The sequence below is a fragment of the Marinoscillum sp. 108 genome, from assembly GCF_902506655.1.
GTDB lineage: Bacteria > Bacteroidota > Bacteroidia > Cytophagales > Cyclobacteriaceae > Marinoscillum > Marinoscillum luteum.
On the sequence record NZ_LR734808.1, the window covers coordinates 2,085,247 to 2,105,229 of the forward strand.

A 19,983-nucleotide genomic window follows, 5' to 3' on the forward strand; every position below is an offset into this window, starting at 1 on the left:
GCCTTTTTTTATGTCTTCACATCACCCGGAAATCAGAAACTGTAACCTACGTGTAATGTGGCAAACATGGTCATTGGCGCTACATCATACTGCTCCTGCTCTAGCCGGCTGCTGCCCGATAGCTGATGAGTATACCCCACTCCTGCCCATGGTTTGATGTAAAGTGGCAGACTAAACGGCCTAAGGGTATATCCGAAGTACCCCATAAGCAGCGCATTGGTAAAAGTGCTATTTCCTGTCACTTGGTCGTTTTTTATTTTGAACTGCTGGATACCGGCCTGCCCACCAATGAACCATTTGCGATTCACCTCACTGAAGTGATGCTCCGTGAAGAAACTGTACCCTTGATTGAGTCGGACCTCCCAGCCCTCTTCTTTGTTCATTTCATTAAGGTTCACCATCACATCGGGCATGTCCATAGCATAGGTACCTACACCCAGCAGCAGGTGATCATTACCAACAGGTTGCATGCGCAAATGCAAACTGTACCCTTTGAAAGCAAAAGTCGCCGGGTCAATTTCCACTGAAAATTGGAGATGTTTCGGGTTCTTAGTTTGAGCATCCACTTTAGAAACAATTGCCGACAAGCACAGAACAAGTAATGCGATGATTTTTCGGTTTTTCATAATTCTCATTTTAAATTAGTATACGATATATTTATTATATTTAGTTAAATCAAAAAAAATACTACTTACCCATTTCGATCAAAATCTCTTCGATGTTCCGACTGGCAAGCACCTGCTTCATTTGATCCTCAGCATCCATGAGCAAGCTTCTCACTACCTTTTGCGCATTGTCTGGCCGCTTACCCTCCGCCATAATGTGAAATGTTGTTTGAAAGAGTGACTTTCCCTTCTCCGTAGCATTCAATATATCCAGAATGGTTATTTCAGATGGTTGCCTCACCAGCCTGATCCCACCTAGCTTGCCCTCCCTGGTTTCGATAATTCCAGCCATAGAAAGTCCCTGGAAAATTTTAACTAGTGTGGGCTTGGGGATGTCCAATACTTCAGCAATCATCTGCGTGGACAAAAACTCAAACTGCCCCTGACGGATTTTATCCGAAATAAAAATGACTACCAGAATGGATTTTGAGAAAGAAAGAGGGTAACTCATACGATATATTAAGAATATATAGTTAAGACACTCAATCGTTAACGGAGATTGCTGAAATGGGTTACCGGAAAGTGCTCAATATTTAAAAAAAAAGACGGAGGGGGGGTATAAAGACTTTTAACACAAGTCGTCCTACCTACCATTTTCACTCTTTGAAAGCCTTGGATAGTTTATACTCTATGAGGATGAAAAGAAGTGCCAGGTAACCAACAATGATGAAGGCACTCTCCCACCCGGTGAGTTCATCTCCACCCTGAGCCAGGTACACCAGTGTTCCTAAATACATCAGGCCCAGAATAATGAGTCCCCATCCAAATATACGGTTGGCGTAGGCGAAGCGATCGTGACTCTTGAGGCACCTTGTAGACCTGTAGCCCAGCACCCAGTTTCTGTTGCGCTTAAGCAGGAGGTTGAGAATACCAGCCACAATAAAAATAATGACCAACTTATACTCCAAAGGCATTGTGTCCATAGCGGACTAAATCTAATGTATTGGCAAGAACTATCAAGGGTTGGCGTCTGGTAAATTTTCAGGAATCGAGGTGTAGTAACCGGACAGCCAGAACTCCCTGAATGCATCAAACATAGCGTATCAATATGAGGTGACTTGGCTTAGTGAGGGGCCAAAAAAAAAGGCACTGCAAAGATTCAATGCCTTTAAGACTGCGACTAAGACTTTTGAGCACTCATTATTTTGGAGTCATGAGATAATTCCGAAGGACGAAGTACGTTTGCACTTCTATGACTTTAATTGCAGCATTCCGCAGATTTCATCTCTGGTTATTCCTGAGCTTCGGACTATTGTCATCGGCCCATGTGATGGCACAGCCACCCAGGTGGGACACGCTGGAGGTGAGGGCATCAGCCTATAATTCTGTAACGGCGCAGACAAAGCCCAACGATGCCACCACAGCGGCCTGGGGAGATCAGCTGGTGCCGGGAATGAAGGCGATCGCCGTTTCCAGGGATTTGATTGCGCTGGGGCTCACCCACAATACCCGGGTGAAAATTGAGGGAATGGAAGGGGTCTTTCTGGTCAAAGACAAAATGCATCCCCGATGGACCCAAAAAATTGACATCTACATGGGGGAGGACATCCAAAAGGCCCTTATCTGGGGGGTACGTCCGGTGAAGATTTTTTACGAAGTGAAGTAATCCCAAAATCACCCCACTACTTCTCAAAAAAATGCCCCGGTTGTAACAACCGGGGCACCAACTATGAAGAGGATGAAAAACTCAAAGATTAAGGGGTCACATTAATGGGTACCTTGAGAAAGGTGCCTTTAAAATTTTGATTGAGCACGGTCATAATAAACTCCCTGGTGTCCTTCTCTGGCATCACTTCAATGGCCGCTTTTCCATTCGCCATTTTGATAGAAGAACTACCGGTGGGTGTGCCCATATGTTCTACCAACGTGCCTCCGGTCAGGCATTGAAAATAGACCCTTTCTTCGTAATCCAGGCACCTGCCCTGCTTACTGTCTACCGCCGTGGCTGTGATCAGGTAATTCCCATTTTCCAAAAGCTTATATGACAACTCCAGAGCCTCCGGGATGCCTGACTTCTCATAAGTATAATTTACTGTGAGGGTATCTTCGGCAACTGATTTGCCGCCAATGTAAGCCACTGCTCTGAACTCGCTATCACCCGCAGGGAACAACACGTCCCAGTTGAGTCCACAAGCGGGAAACTGCGTGATATCACGCGTTTTCATTCCCAGGCTCTGCCCACTGATGAAGAGTTCCACGCTATCGGCGTTGCTAAAAACACTGATATTGCGCGCCACTCCCGCCGGGCCGGATCGCTCTGTCCAGGTGTGAGATTCTATGTAGGCAAAAGGCTCCTCCGACCAGTAGCTCTTAAAGACATAGTAGGCATCCTTGGGATTGCCTGCCCGATCCACCAAGCCTTTTTGATTGATATAGGGGATGTCATTTTCCGGGCGCAAGGGGGTACCAAAATCTCGAAAGGCCCATTGTGCATTACCTGCAAAATCAGGGTGCGTCTCAGATACCCTCAGGTGCCAATCAAACAAGTCTACAATGTAGTTTTCACTCCAGTCGCCATTTTGAGCGATGTTAGCAATCTGCACCTGATTGATGGGCTCCTCCCATTCATTGGCATTGATCAGCCCATCCCCGGTCACCGGACTTTCGGTATGCCTGCCCAGGTGGCTGGATCCGCCGTATTCCATGTGTACAAAATGCGGATACTTTTTCAGTGAGTTATCAATGGCGTGCTGATAGTTTTTATAGGTACCAGAGTACCACCCCGACCAGATGGAGGGACTAAAAACATCCACAATATCGGCGCCTTCATAGTACTTGCGCACCGCGGTTTTCCGATAAGGATCAAGAGCATGGGCCAGGTCATTGAGCTCCCGCAAAAAGGCATTGATCTTTTCGGGATTATCTCCATCTTCAAACTCAGGCAGCCAGTAGATCTCATTCCCCAATGACCATAGGATCACACTTGGATGATTGTAATTCTGATCAATCATTTCTGTCAAAAGCCTTTTGGTATTCTCCTTCCAAACCTCATCACCCACGCCTCCCCGGCACCATGGCAGCTCATCCCAGACTAAAATACCCAGCTCATCACAAGCTTTGTAAACCTCGGGATCCTGTGGATAGTGACCCAGCCGCACAAAATTGGCACCCATGGCTTTAATGTCTTCTATGTCCTGGCGATGCAGTGCATTGGGCATGGCCGCTCCATATCCGGCATACTCCTCGTGGCGGTGTGTCCCTCTCAGAATCAACCGCTCGCCGTTGAGGAAAAAGGGGCCGTGCTCCTTAAACTCATACCAGCGATAACCATAGGTCTCCTCCACGGTATCAACGACCCTCTTGCCCCGCAGCAGCTGTATTTCAGCGGTATACAACACAGGGTTTTTCACCCCCCACAGCTCAGGGTCCTTCAATGTGAAACTCATCTCCGCCTGTCCGGCCTGCACATCCGCTTGTTTGCTAAATACAATCTCTCCTGCCGGATTTTTCACCTCCACCTTTACCTCCAACCCTTTGGTGCTTCCTGTGGATTGAGTCTCCACAACGATCCGTGTGCTGCCTGATTTAGCGCTCACCTCCGGTGTTTGGATGGTGACATCCTGAAGATAAGATTCGGCTGTTTTCTTGAGCCAAACATCTCGTGTAATACCCCCAAAAATGAAGAAGTCTGATTGGTGAGACGGGATCAACTGAGGGTGATAGCCATTGTCTACCCGCACGAGTATCTCATTTTTTCCAGCGATCAGCTGTCCTGTGATCTCGATTTCGAAACCCACATATCCGCCGATATGCTCACCAGATTTGGTGCCATTGACGTATACCTTCGTGACATTATTGGCCCCTTCGAAGTAGAGAAAGTACCTGCTCCCCTTCTCTGGAGCGAAGCTGAGGACTTTGCGATACCAGCTCGCACTGCGTCTGTAGCCGGGTTCCAGATCCGTGGCATCCAGATTATTCCAGGTGTGTGGCAGGTCTACTAAGACCCACCCATCCATGTTACGTGCCTTTTCCACGTTGATTTCCGGATTCTCCAGGTAGGACCAGCCCTGGTTGATATTGGTTTTACGATCCGAAAATGATTGGCTGAGAACTGATCCAATCAACAGGAAATATAACACCCCGCCTATTATCGGCCTTGCTAACTGTCTTTTCATCTATTTCAATTCTTTTTGTCTGAGCAACGCCTCCATAAAATAGTAATCCGCATAGATCAGAGGCACATCCACCTCGTCATCCTTGGGCATATTTCCTGTACTGTGTGTCAGAATAAACATATTATTGGTTCCGTCTTCCAGGTAAGCCTCTGATTGCAAGACTTCCAGAATGGCATCGGCCTGTTCGATCATTTTCGGATCAGACACATAAGTACTCAGCTCATAAAGTGCTGAAGCCGTCACACTGGCTGCAGAAACATCTCTGGGCTTGCCCGTGGAAGGGTCGTTATAATCCCAGTAGGGAATGAGGTCTTCCGGCAGACTGGGATGATCCATCATGTAGGTATAAATCTTTCGGGCCTGATCCAAAAACTGAGCCTCCCCAGTGAAACGGTAGACCATGGTATAGCCATACAATCCCCAGGCTTGCCCACGAGCCCACGAGGATTCATCGGAATACCCCTGATGGGTCTGCTTACCCCGAACTGCGCCGGTCTGTGGATCATAATCCACCACATGCCATGAGCTGTTATCCTCTCTGAAGTGATTCTCCATGGTGGTGATGGCATGCTCGCGTGCCATTCGATAATAGCTGGAGTCTCCAGTAAATTCTGTGGCCAAAAAGAGCAGTTCCAAATTCATCATGTTGTCGATGATGACCGGAAAAGTCCAGACATCTTTATTGAAATCCCATGATCGGGTACAGCCCACCACCGGATTGAATCGGGTGCTGAGGGTCTTTGCACTTTCGACCATGATCTCCCTATACTTTGGGTCATTCGTGATCCGATAGCCATTGCCAAAGCTGCAATTGATTTTGAAACCCATATCATGGGTACCTGCATTGGTTTTCTGATCTTCTACCAGAGCCGTCCATTCCTGAGCCAGCTTTTTATAAGCCTCATTACCAGTGTACTCATAGGCATACCAAAGCACGCCCGGGTAAAACCCACTGGTCCAGTCGCGTGAGGCTACCCCACGTATTTGACCATTGGGCTCCAGGCTTCTTGGAAAACTACCGGCTGTTGCCGGATAATCAAGCAGGTTAGCGATTCGGGCACTCAGGCCCGAATCGCTAACTGTTGTTGGGGTGTTCTCCACGTCTGTATCCTCTGGCTGCGCACCCCCTTGATTACACGCACTCATCCACATCCCTACCAATCCGCACATTAACAATATCCTATTCATTCCGCGTTTAGTAATTGAGGTTCTGAGTAAGATTTTCGTTCTTATCTACGTCGTTCTGATACTTCGGCAGGTAGTAGTCACGCGCAGGGTTAAATGCCTGCTGCTCCAGTCCTCCTGCACCAAATGCCGTCTCGGCCATTTTTCTTCTCTGAATGTCGTACCATCTGCCTCCTTCAAAAGCAAGCTCCAGGCGACGCTCTTCCAGTACTGCGGTGCGGAAATCCGCCTGACTCATCCCTGAGGCGATATTGGCCGGAAATGCCCGATCATTGCTCGGATCTCCATCCAACTCCCTTCGGGCTCTGGACCTCACCTGATTCACGTAGCCTTCAGCTTCTGCATTGGGGCCCGAATTTTTCTCATTTAAGGCCTCTGCAGCGATCAATAAGACTTCAGCATACCTCATTACAGGCTGATCAATTTCCGAATCGCGGCCATTGAGGCCCGAAGGTGCGCCTGATACTCCAAGGGATCTGTAATACTTGGCAATGTGAGGACGTGCCACATTCAATGGGATACTTCCCCACTCGGTGTATGGAGTATCCTCTCCAAGGTAAGTCATCAGGGTGTCAAAGCTTACCGCTTTTCTGTAGTCTCTGGAATCCCAGGTATCATACACTGCCAAGGTAGGCACTGCTACACTCCAGCCTTCGCCCATGCCAAAGCGCTCGTCTTTACGTGGCCCTGTGACAGACGCCAGATAATCCGTGGAAGGATTGGATCCACCAATGGCTCCGGCAGCATCGTTACCCGAAAAATCGATCTCAAACAAAAGTTCATTAGATGGCGCACCTATAGATGGATCAAACAAATCTGCGAACTCACCCTCCAGTGCGTACTGAAATGAACCGCTATTGTCTATCACCCATTTTGCTTCGTCATACGCATCGTTCCAGTTTTCCAACGTAAGGTGTACTGAGGCCAGCAAACCTGCTGCCGTACCCTTGCCAGGTCTGGAGCGCAATGCCGGTGCATCTGGCAGCCACTCTTTGGCAAACTCCAGATCCGCAATAATGCCAGCATAGGTATCTGCCACAGGGTTTTGAGGCAGTGTATACGCCAAAGCCGGATCTGAAAAAGCCACATCTATATAAGGAATCTCTCCAAACAGGCGCACAAAGTGATAATGGATGAAGGCCCTCAAAAAGCGACCCTCTGCCACCACAGCATTGAGTTCCTCCTCGGGCGCATCCACACTTTTGGCTCCCTCCAGGGCATAGTTAATGGCTGCAAGTGCTTCATAACCTTTCGGCCAAAACTCACTCACCATTCCATTATTTGAACTCATGTTCATTTTGTCCACTTCGATTCTACGAGCTGCAGTAGTCTGATCGCCAATGCTAACCATATCCCCTCTGAGGATAAGCGTGAGGAAAAGCTTGCGACCCCAGAATGCCTCGTGCTCTATGGCTGAATAGCCGCCGTTGAGGCCTATCTGTACGTCTGCCGGTGTCTTGAAAAAGCCCTCAGGAGACAACAGCCCCACAGGCTCTTCCTCCAGGTCGTCGCAGGAAAATGCGAACAACATACCCAGTGCAAAAAATGCTGATAATATATATGATCTTTTCATGATTCTATGTTTTAAAGCCTTCATTATAGTCCCAGATTGATGCCGAAAGTATAGGTGCGAACATTGGGATAACTGGCGTAATCCAGCCCAATATTTCTGCTGCTATTCTGATAGTTCACTTCAGGATCCAGTCCAGGATAGTCCGTAATGGTCAGGAGGTTCTGAGCACTGGCATAAATCCGCAATGACCTGATGTGCAAGCCGTTCAGCAATGCTGTAGGGAAAGTATAGCCCAATGCGATGTTCTTCAACCTGACATAGCTGGCATCATACACCCATCGGGAAGATACTTTGTAGGTCCTGCCGCTTGAAGCTTTGGGAATGTCAGTGTTGGGATTTTCAGGTGTCCAGGCTCGCAATGCAATCTTAGATGCATTGGCTTTTCCCGAAAGGGTCTCCAACTCCATTTGCGTATAGCTGAGCATGTCATTGCCATGTGAACCCTGAAAGAAAACATTCAGGTCAAAGTTTTTGTAACTCACGGTGTTGCCAAAAGCCCAGATAAAATCAGGATGAGGATTACCTATGATTTTACGGTCATCGTTGCTCAGCTCGCCATCTTCGCTCACGTCTGCAAACTTCTCACCACCAGCCTCTTGCTCAAAACCAGAACCCGGCAAAAAGGTGTCACCATTCTGATAGATTCCCTGGTACTCGTACCCGTAGAAAACACCAATGGACTCTCCCTCCAGCAGGAGCTGTGAGCTACCCAACAACATATGGCCGGGTGAGGCACCGTAGATCTGCACTGAGTCTGCCAGCTCCACTATCTTATTTCTATTAGCCGAAATATTGAAGTTGGATTCCCACTGTATTTTTCCCACCAGGTTTTTAGTATTCACAGAGAATTCAAATCCTTTGTTTTCCAGTACTCCAATGTTTTGCCACTGCGAGCCCACGCCTATGTAGCTAGGCAGCGGCCTGTTGAACAAAAGGTCTTTAGTCTGCTTGTTGTAGTAGTCCACTGTAAGATTCACACGGCCCTTGACCAGTCCAATATCCGCACCGACATCAAACTGATCGGTGGTTTCCCAGCTCAACACATTGTTGGCAAGTGACCCTACTCCGAGGGCATTGGTGCCAGCGATGTGTGGGTTGCGTACAGACAAGGTGGCCAACGACTGGTAAGGTCCGATGGCCTGGTTTCCTACAGAACCATAGCTCACGCGCATTTTCAGCTGATCGATCACATCCACAGATTTCAGGAAAGACTCTCCCTTGACATCCCAGGCGAAGGCCGCTGAAGGGAAAAATCCCCATTTTTTGTTGGCTGCAAAATTGGACGCCCCGTCTCTTCTGCCTGTGAAGGTGAAGGTGTAGCGATCCATGATGGTATAGTTCAGTCGGGTATAGAAGGACTTAATGGACGACTGAGAATAACCAGATGAAGGAGTACTTGGAGTAGACCCCTGATTCAAAGCCCAGAAGCGCCCGGCATTATTGATAAAGCCAGAAGAAGAAGCGCCCCATGACTCGGTGCTGTTTTTCTGATAAGAATAACCATTGACCCAAAGGATGCGATGCTGTCCAAAATCCTTGTGAATGGTGAAGTAGTTTTCACTCAAAAGGGAAGTTTGTTTCTGTGCACTGATGGATGCCAGACCATCCGAGCCTGCTCCACGAATAAGTGTGGTAGGCCAAAACTCCCCATCACGCCAGTTGGTCACGCCTATACCGAGGGTGGTTTTGAATGATAACCACTCTGTGATATCCAGCTCTGCAAAAGTGTTAGACTGAAATCTGTCTGTAATGCGCTCACGATCATATTCTGTGGCCATGGCATATGGGTTGTCTATCTGATCACCCACCTGAGCTACCGTATAGGAGCCATCTTCATTGTAAATACCCAGATCGGGGTTGAAACGCATCGCTGCACCCACTACACCGGCCTGGCCCGATCCGCCACTGCCTTCCTGAGTACGAATCCCCATGTCTTTGCTACGGCGACCGTAGAGGTTCAAACCAAACTTTAGGTATTCATTGGCCTTCACATCCATGTTGGCATTGAGAGAGTATCTGTTGTACTCAGACCCAATGACCACACCATCCTGATCGAAGTAGGTACCTGACAGGTAGTATCGCACGTTATCTGTGCCACCACTCACCGACAGCTGATTGTTTGCAATCATTCCCTGACGATAGATTTCGTCCTGCCAGTCAGTGTTTGAGCCCAAATACTCATAATTGGGTGAGAAATTCTGAATGTAAGAAGCAAATTCCGGTCCGTCCAAAAGCTCGAGTTTGTTGGTCGTATTCTGAAAAGAATAAGAACTATTGAAATCAACCTTGATCTGGCCGCTGCTTCCTTTTTTGGTAGTGATGAGTATTACCCCATTGGATCCTCTGGAACCATAAATGGCGGTAGCCGAAGCATCTTTCAGTATTTCAATAGACTCAATGTCCTGTGGCGGAGGCATCTCCGCGCCCACGAAACCATCTACCACGCGAATAGGCTCACTGGAAGAGTTGATAGAACTCACTCCCCGCACCCTGATGCTATAGTTGGTCCCTGGCTGACCTCCGTTGTTGGAAGATATCTGCACTCCGGCAGCACGCCCCTGCAGCGTCTGCACAGCAGATAATGCCGGGAAAGCATTGATCTCCGCTGCCTTGACAGAAGAGACCGAACCCGTAAGATCACTCTTCCTCACAGCACCATATCCAACTACGACCACCTCATCCAAGGACATCAGGTCCACGGCCAACTCCACACTCACAGTACTACGTCCGGCTACGTTGATCTTTTGCTGCTCAAATCCTATGAAGCTAAAAATCAGTGACGAATTATCGTTCGGTACGGTCAGACTATAGTTACCTTCTATGTCTGTAATGGTACCACTCTGGGTGCCATCTATCAGCACAGACACACCGGGCAAACCGGTACCATCTTCGGCAGAAGTCACCGTACCATTCACTGTCCGCTCCTGAGCGATCGCCCAGGATGTCACACTCATTAATACTACAGACAGCAGGGTCTTATAGTATTTGTTCAAAGTAAAAATCATTCTCATACATTTTTTGGTTTAGATTAGGTATATCATCAGGAGCACCATAAAAGCGATCAAAAGACTTAGCGCCACCTCAAGAAAACTGATTCGATGTTTCACAAATTTTTCGTTTGTTAATTCAAGGTCAATCTTAGGACTTTGGGAGGTCACAAAAATCCAGAAGTAGGTATAAAGGAGTCCTAAAAAGCGATTTCAGCTTCTAAAAACGAAGATTTAGCCCTCATCCACCTCTGCCACGGAGAATTTTCCTGCATATTCGGTAGGAGTAGCCGAGTGGTATTTCTGAAAGCACTTGCTGAAATACTTGGGATTGGAGAATCCCACATGATAACTCACCTCTGCCACGGAGACTTTGTTTTGCTCGAGGATCTGAGCAGCCCGCTTCATGCGCATCGAATGAATGAATTCGTTCGGTGTGAGATTGGTCCACGCTTTCACTTTGGTGAAGAGCATGGTACGGCTCACACCCAGTTCGGTGCTGAACAGCTGGATATTAAAAAACTCGTTAGAAATGTTTTCATCCACGATCTCCAGCGCACGCTTCAGCAGCTTTTCATCCAGCGAAGAAACGGTAATCTCGCTGGGTTTCACGATGGATTCACTGGCAAACTTCTCACGCAGCCTGTTGTAGGTATTGATCAGGTTTCTGGTCTTCAGCTTGAGTTCCTTCACATTGAAGGGCTTATTGAGGTACTCATCGGCTCCAGACTCCAACCCTTCAAACTTAAAAATCAGCGAAGTACGGGCGGTCAGCAACATGAAGGGAATGTGGCTTGTTTTGAGGTTTGATTTGGCCTGAAAGCAAAATTCAATTCCATCCATTTTGGGCATCATCACATCACTGATAATGAGGTCCGGCACGATTTGAACGGCTTTTTTGAACCCTTCCATTCCATTTTCAGCCTCCTCTGTCCGATACTCTCCCCTGAAAACGTCCACAATGAACCGGCGCACCGATGGATTGTCCTCCACGACGAGTATGCAAGGCATTTTATCCTCATCCACTGTATGGGTCACCTCCTCGATGGAATCCTCTGACTCCATCAGCTCGGCTTCCACCATGTTGATCTTCACATAGGTGGAAACATCCTCACTGTCCTTAAAGTCTTTGATGATCTGGTCTTCCTGAAGGTGATCTTTTCCCAGTGGCATACTTACCGTGAATGCCGTGCCCTTTCCTTTTTCACTTTCTACTGCGATGACGCCACCGTGCATTTCTACCACTCCTTTGGCGATGGCCAATCCGATACCTGTGCCCTTTTGATGCTGATGTTTTGGGCTGGCTTCTGTATGCTCCACCTCATAAAAGCGATCAAAAATGCGCTCGAGGTGTTCACGCTCCATCCCAATGCCTGTATCAGTAATCCTGAAAAAGAACTGCTTGTCCTCCTGCCAGACCTTGATATGGATACTCCCTTCTTCGTTGGTGTACTTAAAGGCATTGGAGATCAGGTTATAAAAAACCCGCTCCATTTTGTCCCGATCGTACCAGGCCTTGATTTCCTCCGAGCTTTTGTCAAACTCATAATTGATCTGATGGATCTTGGCATACTGCCTGAAGGACAGCACGATCTCCTCGATAAACTTCACCATATTCCCCTCTGCGGCATGGAGTTTCTCGTGCTTGTTTTCAAACTTTCTGAAATCCAGCAACTGATTAACCAGCTTGAGCAATCGGACAGAGTTCTTCTCCATCACCTTGAGCTGCTTGTACACCTTATTACTGCCTTTATAATCTTGCAGAATCTGCTCCAATGGCCCCAGAATGAGGGTGAGTGGTGTTCTAAACTCATGAGAAATGTTGGTAAAAAACCGGAGTTTCATCTGGTTTACGGACTTCTGCCGCTCATTTTCAAAGTGCTCCAGCTCCAGCTGATGCCGGAGCCTGGAGCGTGACAGCATGATGTTGTTCAGTGCATACAAGGCCACCACCACGATGATGAAATAGATCGAAAATGCCCACCAGGTACGCCATGGCGCTGGGTTCACCACAATCTTCATAGAAGTAATGTCCTCGCTCCAGATACCATCATTATTGGCCCCTTTCACCTTGAAAACATACGTCCCCGGACGCTGAATGGTATAAGTAGCCGTATTCTTATGCGTGATGTTCCAGTTTTCTTCCAGCCCGGCCAGTCGATAGGCATAGAGGTTTTTATCCGGGTTGATGAAGTTGGGTATGGCAAAATCGAGTGAGAAAATGGCCTGATCGTGATCCAGTGTAATCTGATGCGTCTCCATGATGGAGGTTTTCAAAATACCATCTGTCGCGCCCACTTTCACCGACTGGTTGAAAAGCTTGAGATCGGTGATCACCGTGGAAGGAGCGTATCTATTCGTTCTGATTTTGTCAGGAAAAAAAGCCGAAAGTCCCTGAGGCCCGCCAAAATACATCATACCGGACTGGCTTTTGAAACAGGCGTTGTTATTGAATTCGTTAGAAACCAGACCGTCGGACTCATCAAAGGTGAGCGTGTTACCATTCTCGGGATTCACTTTGCTAATACCCTGATTGGAACTCACCCAAAGGTAATGCTCGCTGTCCTCCAAAATGCCGTGAATCACATTGCTGTTGCCATCTGAAGAATCAAAAATGGGGAATGAAATGAATTCATTGCGCTGTGAGTCATACCGGCTCAGCCCGGATTCATAGGTACCCACCCAAATGCGTCGGAGGTGATCTTCAAAAATCACCAGAACATCTTCACCAGACTTCTTTTGTTCGTTGTAGAAAAACCGCTCGAAGGTGTAGTTGTGGTCGGCGATATTTCGAGCCGGCAATTTATTCAGTCCGTATTGGGTGCCTACCCATAGATTGCCATCGGCATCCTTACAAAGGAGCCGTACCTGATTATCGCTCAGACTTCCGGCATCTGCCGGGTCATACAGGATGTTTTCTGAGGTCTTGGAGTGGGTATTTAGCAGATGAAGGCCGCCCCCAAAAGTACCCACCCAAAAGAGTGAGTCATTTTCCTTCAAAATAGCATATACGCTATTATGACTAAGCCCAAGGTCTTTATCAAAATGGGCTTTGAACGTACCCGATTCTGTATCAAAAACATCGATCCCGGTATTCAGGGTCCCTATCCATAAATTTTTCCCAGACTCCAGATACAGCGCCTTGATGTTGTTGCTGGACAAAGCTGCAGGTTTTCCCGTGGCTTTCAGATGGCTGATCTTCCCGTTTTTAGGGTTGAGAAAATTAATTCCTCCACCCTCCGTACCGATGAATATCTTCCCGAACTGATCCTCCACGATGGAGCTCACTACATCATAGCTCAGTCCATTGCCAGCTGGCAGCTGCTGGTAGTTTCTGAAGTTACTATTGGTTTCATCCAGCATATTGATCCCGCCATAATACACCCCCACCCATAGGGAGCCTTTCTTATCAATAAAGGTGGATTTGATGGTGTTCTTGCTTAGGCTTTGAGCGTCATTGGGATCGTTGAGGATTGGCAAGAAAATGCCCGGAGTACTCATTTTATTGAGCCCGCGGTAAGTACCTATCCAAAGATTTCCCTCCTCATCAAAGGTCAATGACCTCACATCGTCATTGCTAATGGACGCGGGGTCCGCCGGATCGTGGTGAAAAGCAACAAATCGATCTTGCTCCTCCAGTCTATGCAGGCCACCTCTGGTACCAAACCAAAGTGTACCATCCAGACCTTCCGCAATGCTCTGCACAAAGTTATCGCTAAGAGTACCCTGCTGGCCGGGATCCGAAAGGTAGCGATCAAAGTATATCTTGTTTCCCTCACGAGCCGATACCCGGTTAAGGCCTTTTGAAGTACCTATCCAGATATCATCACGGCTATCCTGAAAAATCTCCACCACATAATTGCCGGATAAGCTCTTATCATCTGCCGGGTCATGCTGCACTCTGAACGACTTCCCATCTTTATAAATGGTGAGTCCACCACCCGTGCCGACCCAGATCTCCCCATTATCCATCTCATGAATGGCCCATACACTGTTATTGGCCAGGGAGGTGGGATCATTCTTGTCATTATAAAACCGGTAAAACCTGCCCTGACTATAGCTGTATCGGTTCAGTCCATTGTACGTGCCCACCCATAGGTCCCCATACTGATCGGTGAGGATTTCCAGTACATCATTGTTGCTGATGGTCGTAGAGTCTTTGGGATCATTCCTGAAAACCGTGAACTGATTGCCATCATAGGTGTTGAGCCCATCTCGTGTAGCAAACCATAACAATCCTTTTTGATCCTGAGCAATAGCAATCACTGAGCCCTGCGAAAGCCCATCAGCTGTGGAAAGGTGTCGAAATCTGTGATTTTCCTGACCAAAACCCAGCCCTCCGACCAGCAGCAAAGAGATCACAAAAAAGACTCTCCTGTACTCAATTAAAGTATTTTTCAACTTTATGTTCATCATTTCGGGATACGCCTACATGTAAAAATTACGGAATATTCTCCATACTATTGCCATCACCTGGTCCTCATGTCCAGCTGATACTGATAAAGCGAAGGGATGTCACTGATCCGCGAGTTTACCCGCTCAATATAGGCATCAGGCCCATAAACTACCGCTATTTTTCTGTTCGCATATATTCCCAGCAAACGGGCCATGGGTCCGTCTGTCATGCCATTTAAAGTCACCACTCTGGTGGTTTCAAACCCATCTCCGAAGGTCACACCAATGTTCCAAAAAGTGGTGTAAGCGCCATGTGCAGGCTTCCAATAGCCAGCACCTCCTCCTGCAAACAGGGGGTATTCATCTGCTCCGTTTAAAGATACATTCACCCTGATGTTGTCAAACAAATTTTGGTGGTTAGCCCCGGCATGCTGATCGAGAATGGGAGCCACCTCCACCTGGCAGTCGGCATAGACACTCTTAGTAGAAAAGGTATTGAAGCTCAACGGATGTCTGACCACATTGCGAACCCGCAACCGCTGCACGAGCACGTTGTGCACCCCACTCATCGCCACTGAGTAGTGGGCTATTTTCTCCCCGGAGGTTTCTATGTCACTGACCGTCACATTGGCAATTTCTTCTGTCAATATCCCACTATCTGCATTCTCAATCTTCACGTCTGTCACCCATCCATTGAATAGGCTGGTGAGGTAAATGGCGTTATATCCCTCCTCTACATGATGGGCGATATTGGGTGCCATCGGGAAGGCGATTCGGATGTGCTCGATCCCCACTTCTTCCAGGTGGAGCCACTCCACCATAGTCGGAGCCCAGGCTTCTCTGATATCCATGAGCAGTGGATCCTTGATGATCACTTTATTCCCCGCGACCCTTGTAATGAGCGCACGCTGCTGCACCAGTGGATGGGTGGGATAGTTCCAGTGATGAGTACCTATTTTCAATGGGCTTTCGCCATACAAGGCCTTGATCAATGAGCCCTCCTGCCCCTCGGTGTTGTACCACTCTATCTGAACCACCTGCCCCACTTTTAGATCCTTGGTGGATGATACGGTTAGCTCATGGGTGCCACGCTTACCTGTCAGGACTTTGCAAAGCACTACAGGCTCTGCATCATACTTGTCCAGGTAAGCCTTGGTGCGTACTCCCGGCTGGCGCGTCCAGATCACCCCACCCGCCCAGGCATATTGTGAAAAAGGTAAGTCAAGATTATTTTCTGGTTCTCGCTGGCGCTTATCCAACTCCACCAAATATTCCCGGAGCTCTGATAACGCTGGAGGATCGGCAAAATAGCTCATGGGCCTGGGGCAGTAAATAGTGGTACCATTGGCACCACTTCCACTTCCTCTCAATACCATGTGGCTCCGCTCAATATACAGCACCTCGCTCAGGATGATTTGTCCGGGAGGAAGCTGCAAGGTCACCGGCTCCGGTACCTCATGGGCTGCGCTGAAAGCTTGCTGAAGCGCTTTACTATCGTCCCGTCCGTCATTGGGAATCACTCCAAAATCAGTGGCGTAGAGCACTTCACCTTCAGTCAAACCCGGGAGTGGATCTTCTCCAAAATGATACCCGGCATAGGAAAAATCCGGAAGATAATTCGCTTGGGCAATGGCTCTATTGGATAACAAGTCGGGTAAATCCTGCGCCTGTCCTGTCAGGGTTGAGCATGCCCAAATGCCTAAAATCAGTGTGTAAGTCCTGTTGAATAGCTCCATCCCTCTTACTTTTTGATAAATCTGAAAACATGTCCCTCTGTATGCAGAAAGTAAACACCCGGCATCAATGACTCAATGGAAATTTCGGAGCCGCTACCGGTCCGAACCACACGGCCTCCCATGTCCAAAACACGGTAGTTTTCTGCTCCTTCCATATGCAGAAGTTTTATCGTGTTGGTAGCAGGATTGGGGTACACCTCCGGTTTCGGTGCAATAGTCGCATTCAGGACCAGTGCATTTTTAGTATCATCAGGATCATCCGCATTGTCTACATACCCTGCTGGCTGCGCACATCCATATTGACTCACCTCAGGATTACCCAGGCCATCGCCGTCCGCATCCTCAAACCAGTCCACGCAGGTATCTACATTGTTCTGCACATACCCATCAGGTCGCTCACAGGCGTAAACAAAGGAATTGGGGTCACCCATACCATCCCCATCGGCATCTTCATACCATGCAGGGCAAGCGCCCATTTCTGATACCTTAAAATCCGCAAAAAGCACCTCCTCATCGCGGAGAGAATTAATGTCATTCAAACTGCGGTAGATGCCCCACTTGGGCCGCACAAACGAAGACCCTGTTCTCCACATGTCTATTTCGTTGCTGGTGTAGCTCAGCACTTCGGTACCATCCAGCAGTTTCAGACTGACATCCAGGGTGCCTGTATTGTCAGCATACTCCACTTTGCAGTAAGCCTGTACCCATTGGCCTTTGATGAGCGACAGATCGGTGTATGTGACCGTCGTGTAGCTGTTGCTCCCTCTGCCATGAATGAGCTGAAGCTGCTCAGGATCACCCTTTCGTGGTGTGATGGTCAGCAGCGGATTCGCAGCATCGTTACCACCCACAGCTTTCAGCTGAAAGAGATGCGTGAAGTTGGTCGAAGGCTGAAAAAATTCATCAATCTTAAAAAACCACTCATAAGTGACCACCTCACGCTGAATGGCTTTCAGGTAATCGGGAGAAGGGTCATACGCTTTGATTTCATTCCTTTGACGATCCACATTCGTTTCGCATCGGTCAGTATCTATGTCTTTGTGAATGTAAAACTTGAACACGTTCCGTTCGAGCTCGTCATCATACAACTCTTCTATGTGTTTGAAAACTTCCGTATGGTCACAATCCGGCACCTCCAGGGGCGAGCCGCCCAAAGCACTCTCCAGCAAACTATAGGTATCTCCTGGACCATCGGCCGATATGGTAGTGACCGTGGTGTCTTGTGCGATGGATGGATAGTAAAGAAATACACCTGCTAAAATCAATAAGTATTGCTTCCCGAGTCTCAGGTAGTTGTTCATCATATGAAGTTGGTTGCCAAAAAATTTCAGACCCTAAACCTATTAAGAGCCCGGGTAGTCAGCGTCCGAAACTGGGGGTACAATCGTTCAAAACAGCTCAAAGGAGTGTTTAAACGATAAATGATTGTAATTTGCATGTAGGAACACAAAACAGAGAATGAACAAGAAAATCAAGGAAAACCAGGTGAATTGGGGCATCGTAGGGGTAGGTGATGTATGTGAAGTCAAAAGTGCACCAGCCATGAACCTGGTCGCCAACTCGAGGATAGAGGCGGTCATGCGAAGAAATGCCGACAAAGCGCAGGACTATGCCAAGCGCCACCAGATCGAAAAATGGTATAGTGATGCCGATGCGCTGATCAATGATCCCAAAGTTAATGCCATCTACATCGCCACTCCCCCAGATGCACACCTGGAATACACCATCAAAGCGGCCAACGCTGGCAAGCCTGTGTACGTGGAAAAACCCATGGCCCGAACCCATGCCGAGTGTCAGGAAATGATCTCCGTTTGTGAAAAAGCGGGTGTACCACTCTACGTAGCCTACTACCGCCGGGCCCTCCCCCATTTTCTGAAAATCAAAGAACTGATCGAATCGGGTGCTATCGGAGACGTTCGGTTTGTAGAAGTGAGGATGTGTAAGCCATTGGTGCCAGACATTATCACCCATCAAACCAATCATTGGCGGGTAAATCCGGAGGTTTCCGGCGGAGGATACTTTTATGATTTGGCCAGCCATCAGCTGGATTTTCTGGATTTCCTTTTTGGTCCCATCCGAAAGGCCAGCGGATATTCAGCCAATCAGGGCGGACAATACAAAGCCGAGGATATCGTAACCGCCAGCTTTGAGTTTACCAAAGGGGTGCTCGGTACCGGCAGTTGGTGCTTCGCTTCAGGAGAAGTGAGTGACAAAGACATTACTACCATTGTAGGCTCCAAAGGGGAGATTTCTTATGTGTCCTTTGGCAAGGCCGAAGTGACGCTGAGGAGAGATGCTTCTGAAGACAAGGTCTTTTCCTTCGACTTACCCAAACACATACAGCAGCCACTCATTCAGCAGGTGGTGGACGACCTATTGGGCAATGGCATGTGTGTGAGCACAGGTGTAAGCGGAGCACGTACCAACCAGGTGATGGAATGGATGGCTAATTCGTAAGTCTCCAAACCACTCCCACTTCTACCCCCAGCACCTCAGTGGTGACATCATTCAGTCGTGTTTTGGGTGTGGACTGGTCTTTTTTGTAGACGGTATCGATCCCCATGCCTGTGGTCCAATAACCGTAGGAAGGTCGTACCTCCACACACAATCCCCCAGACATTTTGTAAGACATGACCAATTGATTTTCAAGTCCGAAACCTTTGGCTCGATGCCTGAAACTCACCGGATGCTGGAAACGCTCGATCAGGTTCCAGTTGCCGGTGGCATGGTATCGCACCTGATGATAAGTGGTTTTGAGGGTGATCCCAAAGGCGCTTTCGGCCAGCAATTGCAACCTACCTGTGAGTAGCGGTCCATACCATTGATTGGTATAAGAGCTACGCAATCCCATCTTTTCATTGAGCAGAAAAAAGCGCTGGCTCATAAGTCCGTAGCCCCCACCAAGGGTGAAGGTCATGCTTTTCCTTTTGCACACCTGATACAATAAGCCGCCCTGACTGGCCAGGGTATATCCCTTCCCGGCATCCTCTTTGGCAAAAAACACACGTCCGGTACGATCATCCCCCTCATAGTCACTATCGGTGACGCTCCCTTGCACCAATAATTGATGCTGGTGCTCAGCGAAAGCTACTATCCTGTCTGTGATGGGATGTTGGTAGGCTACCAGGGCTCCTACTCCCATCACACGTTGCCATTTCAGTTCTGAAAAAATATTGGGCGAGGTGCCATTGAGGTTGCCTGCTATGGACCAGGTGAGGCTTTGCCGGGTATAGCTCATCCCTGCGGTCAGTTGGGTCTGTCCGTGAGCAATAAGTTCCGCAACGAACAAATTGAAGAATATGATGAGTCTTATTTTCATAAAAACAA

13 protein-coding genes are annotated in these 19,983 nt (G+C 48.2%); 2 read left to right on the plus strand and 11 right to left on the minus strand.

Annotated elements, in window-relative coordinates; genetic code table 11:
• Positions 1-32 precede the first annotated feature (32 nt).
• From GV030_RS08520 to GV030_RS08530, 3 genes are all read right to left on the minus strand, one after another.
• Positions 33-626: a hypothetical protein gene (locus tag GV030_RS08520; protein ID WP_159581746.1), complete on the minus strand. Its 594-nt coding sequence runs from the start codon at positions 624-626 to the stop codon at positions 33-35.
• 61 nt (positions 627-687) lie between these two features.
• Positions 688-1,116: an Rrf2 family transcriptional regulator gene (locus GV030_RS08525; protein WP_159581748.1), complete on the minus strand. Its 429-nt coding sequence runs from the start codon at positions 1,114-1,116 to the stop codon at positions 688-690.
• 145 nt (positions 1,117-1,261) lie between these two features.
• Positions 1,262-1,588: an SdpI family protein gene (locus tag GV030_RS08530; protein WP_159581750.1), complete on the minus strand. Its 327-nt coding sequence runs from the start codon at positions 1,586-1,588 to the stop codon at positions 1,262-1,264.
• A gap of 269 nt (positions 1,589-1,857) precedes the next feature.
• Between GV030_RS08530 and GV030_RS08535 the strand changes: the two genes are divergently transcribed.
• A complete protein-coding gene (locus GV030_RS08535) occupies positions 1,858-2,271 on the plus strand; it encodes a 3D domain-containing protein (RefSeq protein WP_221413309.1) in 414 nt (137 codons plus the stop codon).
• Positions 2,272-2,359: 88 nt separating this feature from the next.
• On the opposite strand, the gene GV030_RS08540 is transcribed toward GV030_RS08535, so the two are convergent.
• From GV030_RS08540 to GV030_RS08570, 7 genes are all read right to left on the minus strand, one after another.
• Positions 2,360-4,780 (minus strand): glycoside hydrolase family 2 TIM barrel-domain containing protein, encoded by a 2,421-nt coding sequence (locus GV030_RS08540; protein WP_159581752.1) that lies wholly within the window; start codon positions 4,778-4,780, stop codon positions 2,360-2,362.
• Positions 4,781-5,968 carry a glycoside hydrolase family 88 protein gene (locus GV030_RS08545; protein WP_159581754.1) on the minus strand — a complete coding sequence of 396 codons (1,188 nt, stop codon included), beginning with the start codon at positions 5,966-5,968 and terminating at the stop codon, positions 4,781-4,783.
• A gap of 7 nt (positions 5,969-5,975) precedes the next feature.
• Positions 5,976-7,538, minus strand: a complete 1,563-nt coding sequence (locus GV030_RS08550; protein ID WP_159581756.1) for a RagB/SusD family nutrient uptake outer membrane protein — start codon at positions 7,536-7,538, stop codon at positions 5,976-5,978.
• 23 nt (positions 7,539-7,561) lie between these two features.
• On the minus strand, positions 7,562-10,549 hold the full coding sequence (locus GV030_RS08555; RefSeq protein ID WP_159581758.1) for a TonB-dependent receptor: 2,988 nt from the start codon (positions 10,547-10,549) through the stop codon (positions 7,562-7,564).
• A gap of 210 nt (positions 10,550-10,759) precedes the next feature.
• Positions 10,760-14,926 carry a two-component regulator propeller domain-containing protein gene (locus GV030_RS08560; protein WP_159581760.1) on the minus strand — a complete coding sequence of 1,389 codons (4,167 nt, stop codon included), beginning with the start codon at positions 14,924-14,926 and terminating at the stop codon, positions 10,760-10,762.
• Positions 14,927-14,994: 68 nt separating this feature from the next.
• Positions 14,995-16,656: a hypothetical protein gene (locus GV030_RS08565; protein ID WP_221413310.1), complete on the minus strand. Its 1,662-nt coding sequence runs from the start codon at positions 16,654-16,656 to the stop codon at positions 14,995-14,997.
• A 5-nt stretch (positions 16,657-16,661) separates the two neighbouring features.
• Positions 16,662-17,960 (minus strand): T9SS type A sorting domain-containing protein, encoded by a 1,299-nt coding sequence (locus tag GV030_RS08570; protein ID WP_159581762.1) that lies wholly within the window; start codon positions 17,958-17,960, stop codon positions 16,662-16,664.
• Between the two features lie 154 nt (positions 17,961-18,114).
• On the opposite strand from GV030_RS08570, the gene GV030_RS08575 reads away from it, so the two are divergent.
• Entirely contained in the window at positions 18,115-19,113 is a 999-nt protein-coding gene (locus GV030_RS08575; protein WP_159581764.1) for a Gfo/Idh/MocA family protein, read from the plus strand.
• Here GV030_RS08575 and GV030_RS08580 read toward each other — a convergent pair.
• Positions 19,103-19,975, minus strand: coding sequence for a hypothetical protein (locus GV030_RS08580; protein WP_159581766.1), 873 nt, complete (start codon positions 19,973-19,975; stop codon positions 19,103-19,105). The genes GV030_RS08575 and GV030_RS08580 overlap by 11 nt on opposite strands.
• Positions 19,976-19,983: the final 8 nt, after the last annotated feature.

Excerpts from the sequence above, each read along its gene's own strand:
- GV030_RS08570 (WP_159581762.1), bottom strand. The coding sequence starts at position 17,960 with ATGATGAACAACTACCTGAGACTCGGGAAGCAATACTTATTGATTTTA.
- GV030_RS08565 (WP_221413310.1), bottom strand. The coding sequence starts at position 16,656 with ATGGAGCTATTCAACAGGACTTACACACTGATTTTAGGCATTTGGGCA.
- GV030_RS08535 (WP_221413309.1), top strand. The coding sequence starts at position 1,858 with ATGACTTTAATTGCAGCATTCCGCAGATTTCATCTCTGGTTATTCCTG.
- GV030_RS08545 (WP_159581754.1), bottom strand. The coding sequence starts at position 5,968 with ATGAATAGGATATTGTTAATGTGCGGATTGGTAGGGATGTGGATGAGT.
- GV030_RS08520 (WP_159581746.1), bottom strand. The coding sequence starts at position 626 with ATGAAAAACCGAAAAATCATCGCATTACTTGTTCTGTGCTTGTCGGCA.
- GV030_RS08555 (WP_159581758.1), bottom strand. The coding sequence starts at position 10,549 with ATGAGAATGATTTTTACTTTGAACAAATACTATAAGACCCTGCTGTCT.
- GV030_RS08575 (WP_159581764.1), top strand. The coding sequence starts at position 18,115 with ATGAACAAGAAAATCAAGGAAAACCAGGTGAATTGGGGCATCGTAGGG.
- GV030_RS08540 (WP_159581752.1), bottom strand. The coding sequence starts at position 4,780 with ATGAAAAGACAGTTAGCAAGGCCGATAATAGGCGGGGTGTTATATTTC.
- GV030_RS08525 (WP_159581748.1), bottom strand. The coding sequence starts at position 1,116 with ATGAGTTACCCTCTTTCTTTCTCAAAATCCATTCTGGTAGTCATTTTT.
- GV030_RS08580 (WP_159581766.1), bottom strand. The coding sequence starts at position 19,975 with ATGAAAATAAGACTCATCATATTCTTCAATTTGTTCGTTGCGGAACTT.
- GV030_RS08550 (WP_159581756.1), bottom strand. The coding sequence starts at position 7,538 with ATGAAAAGATCATATATATTATCAGCATTTTTTGCACTGGGTATGTTG.
- GV030_RS08530 (WP_159581750.1), bottom strand. The coding sequence starts at position 1,588 with ATGGACACAATGCCTTTGGAGTATAAGTTGGTCATTATTTTTATTGTG.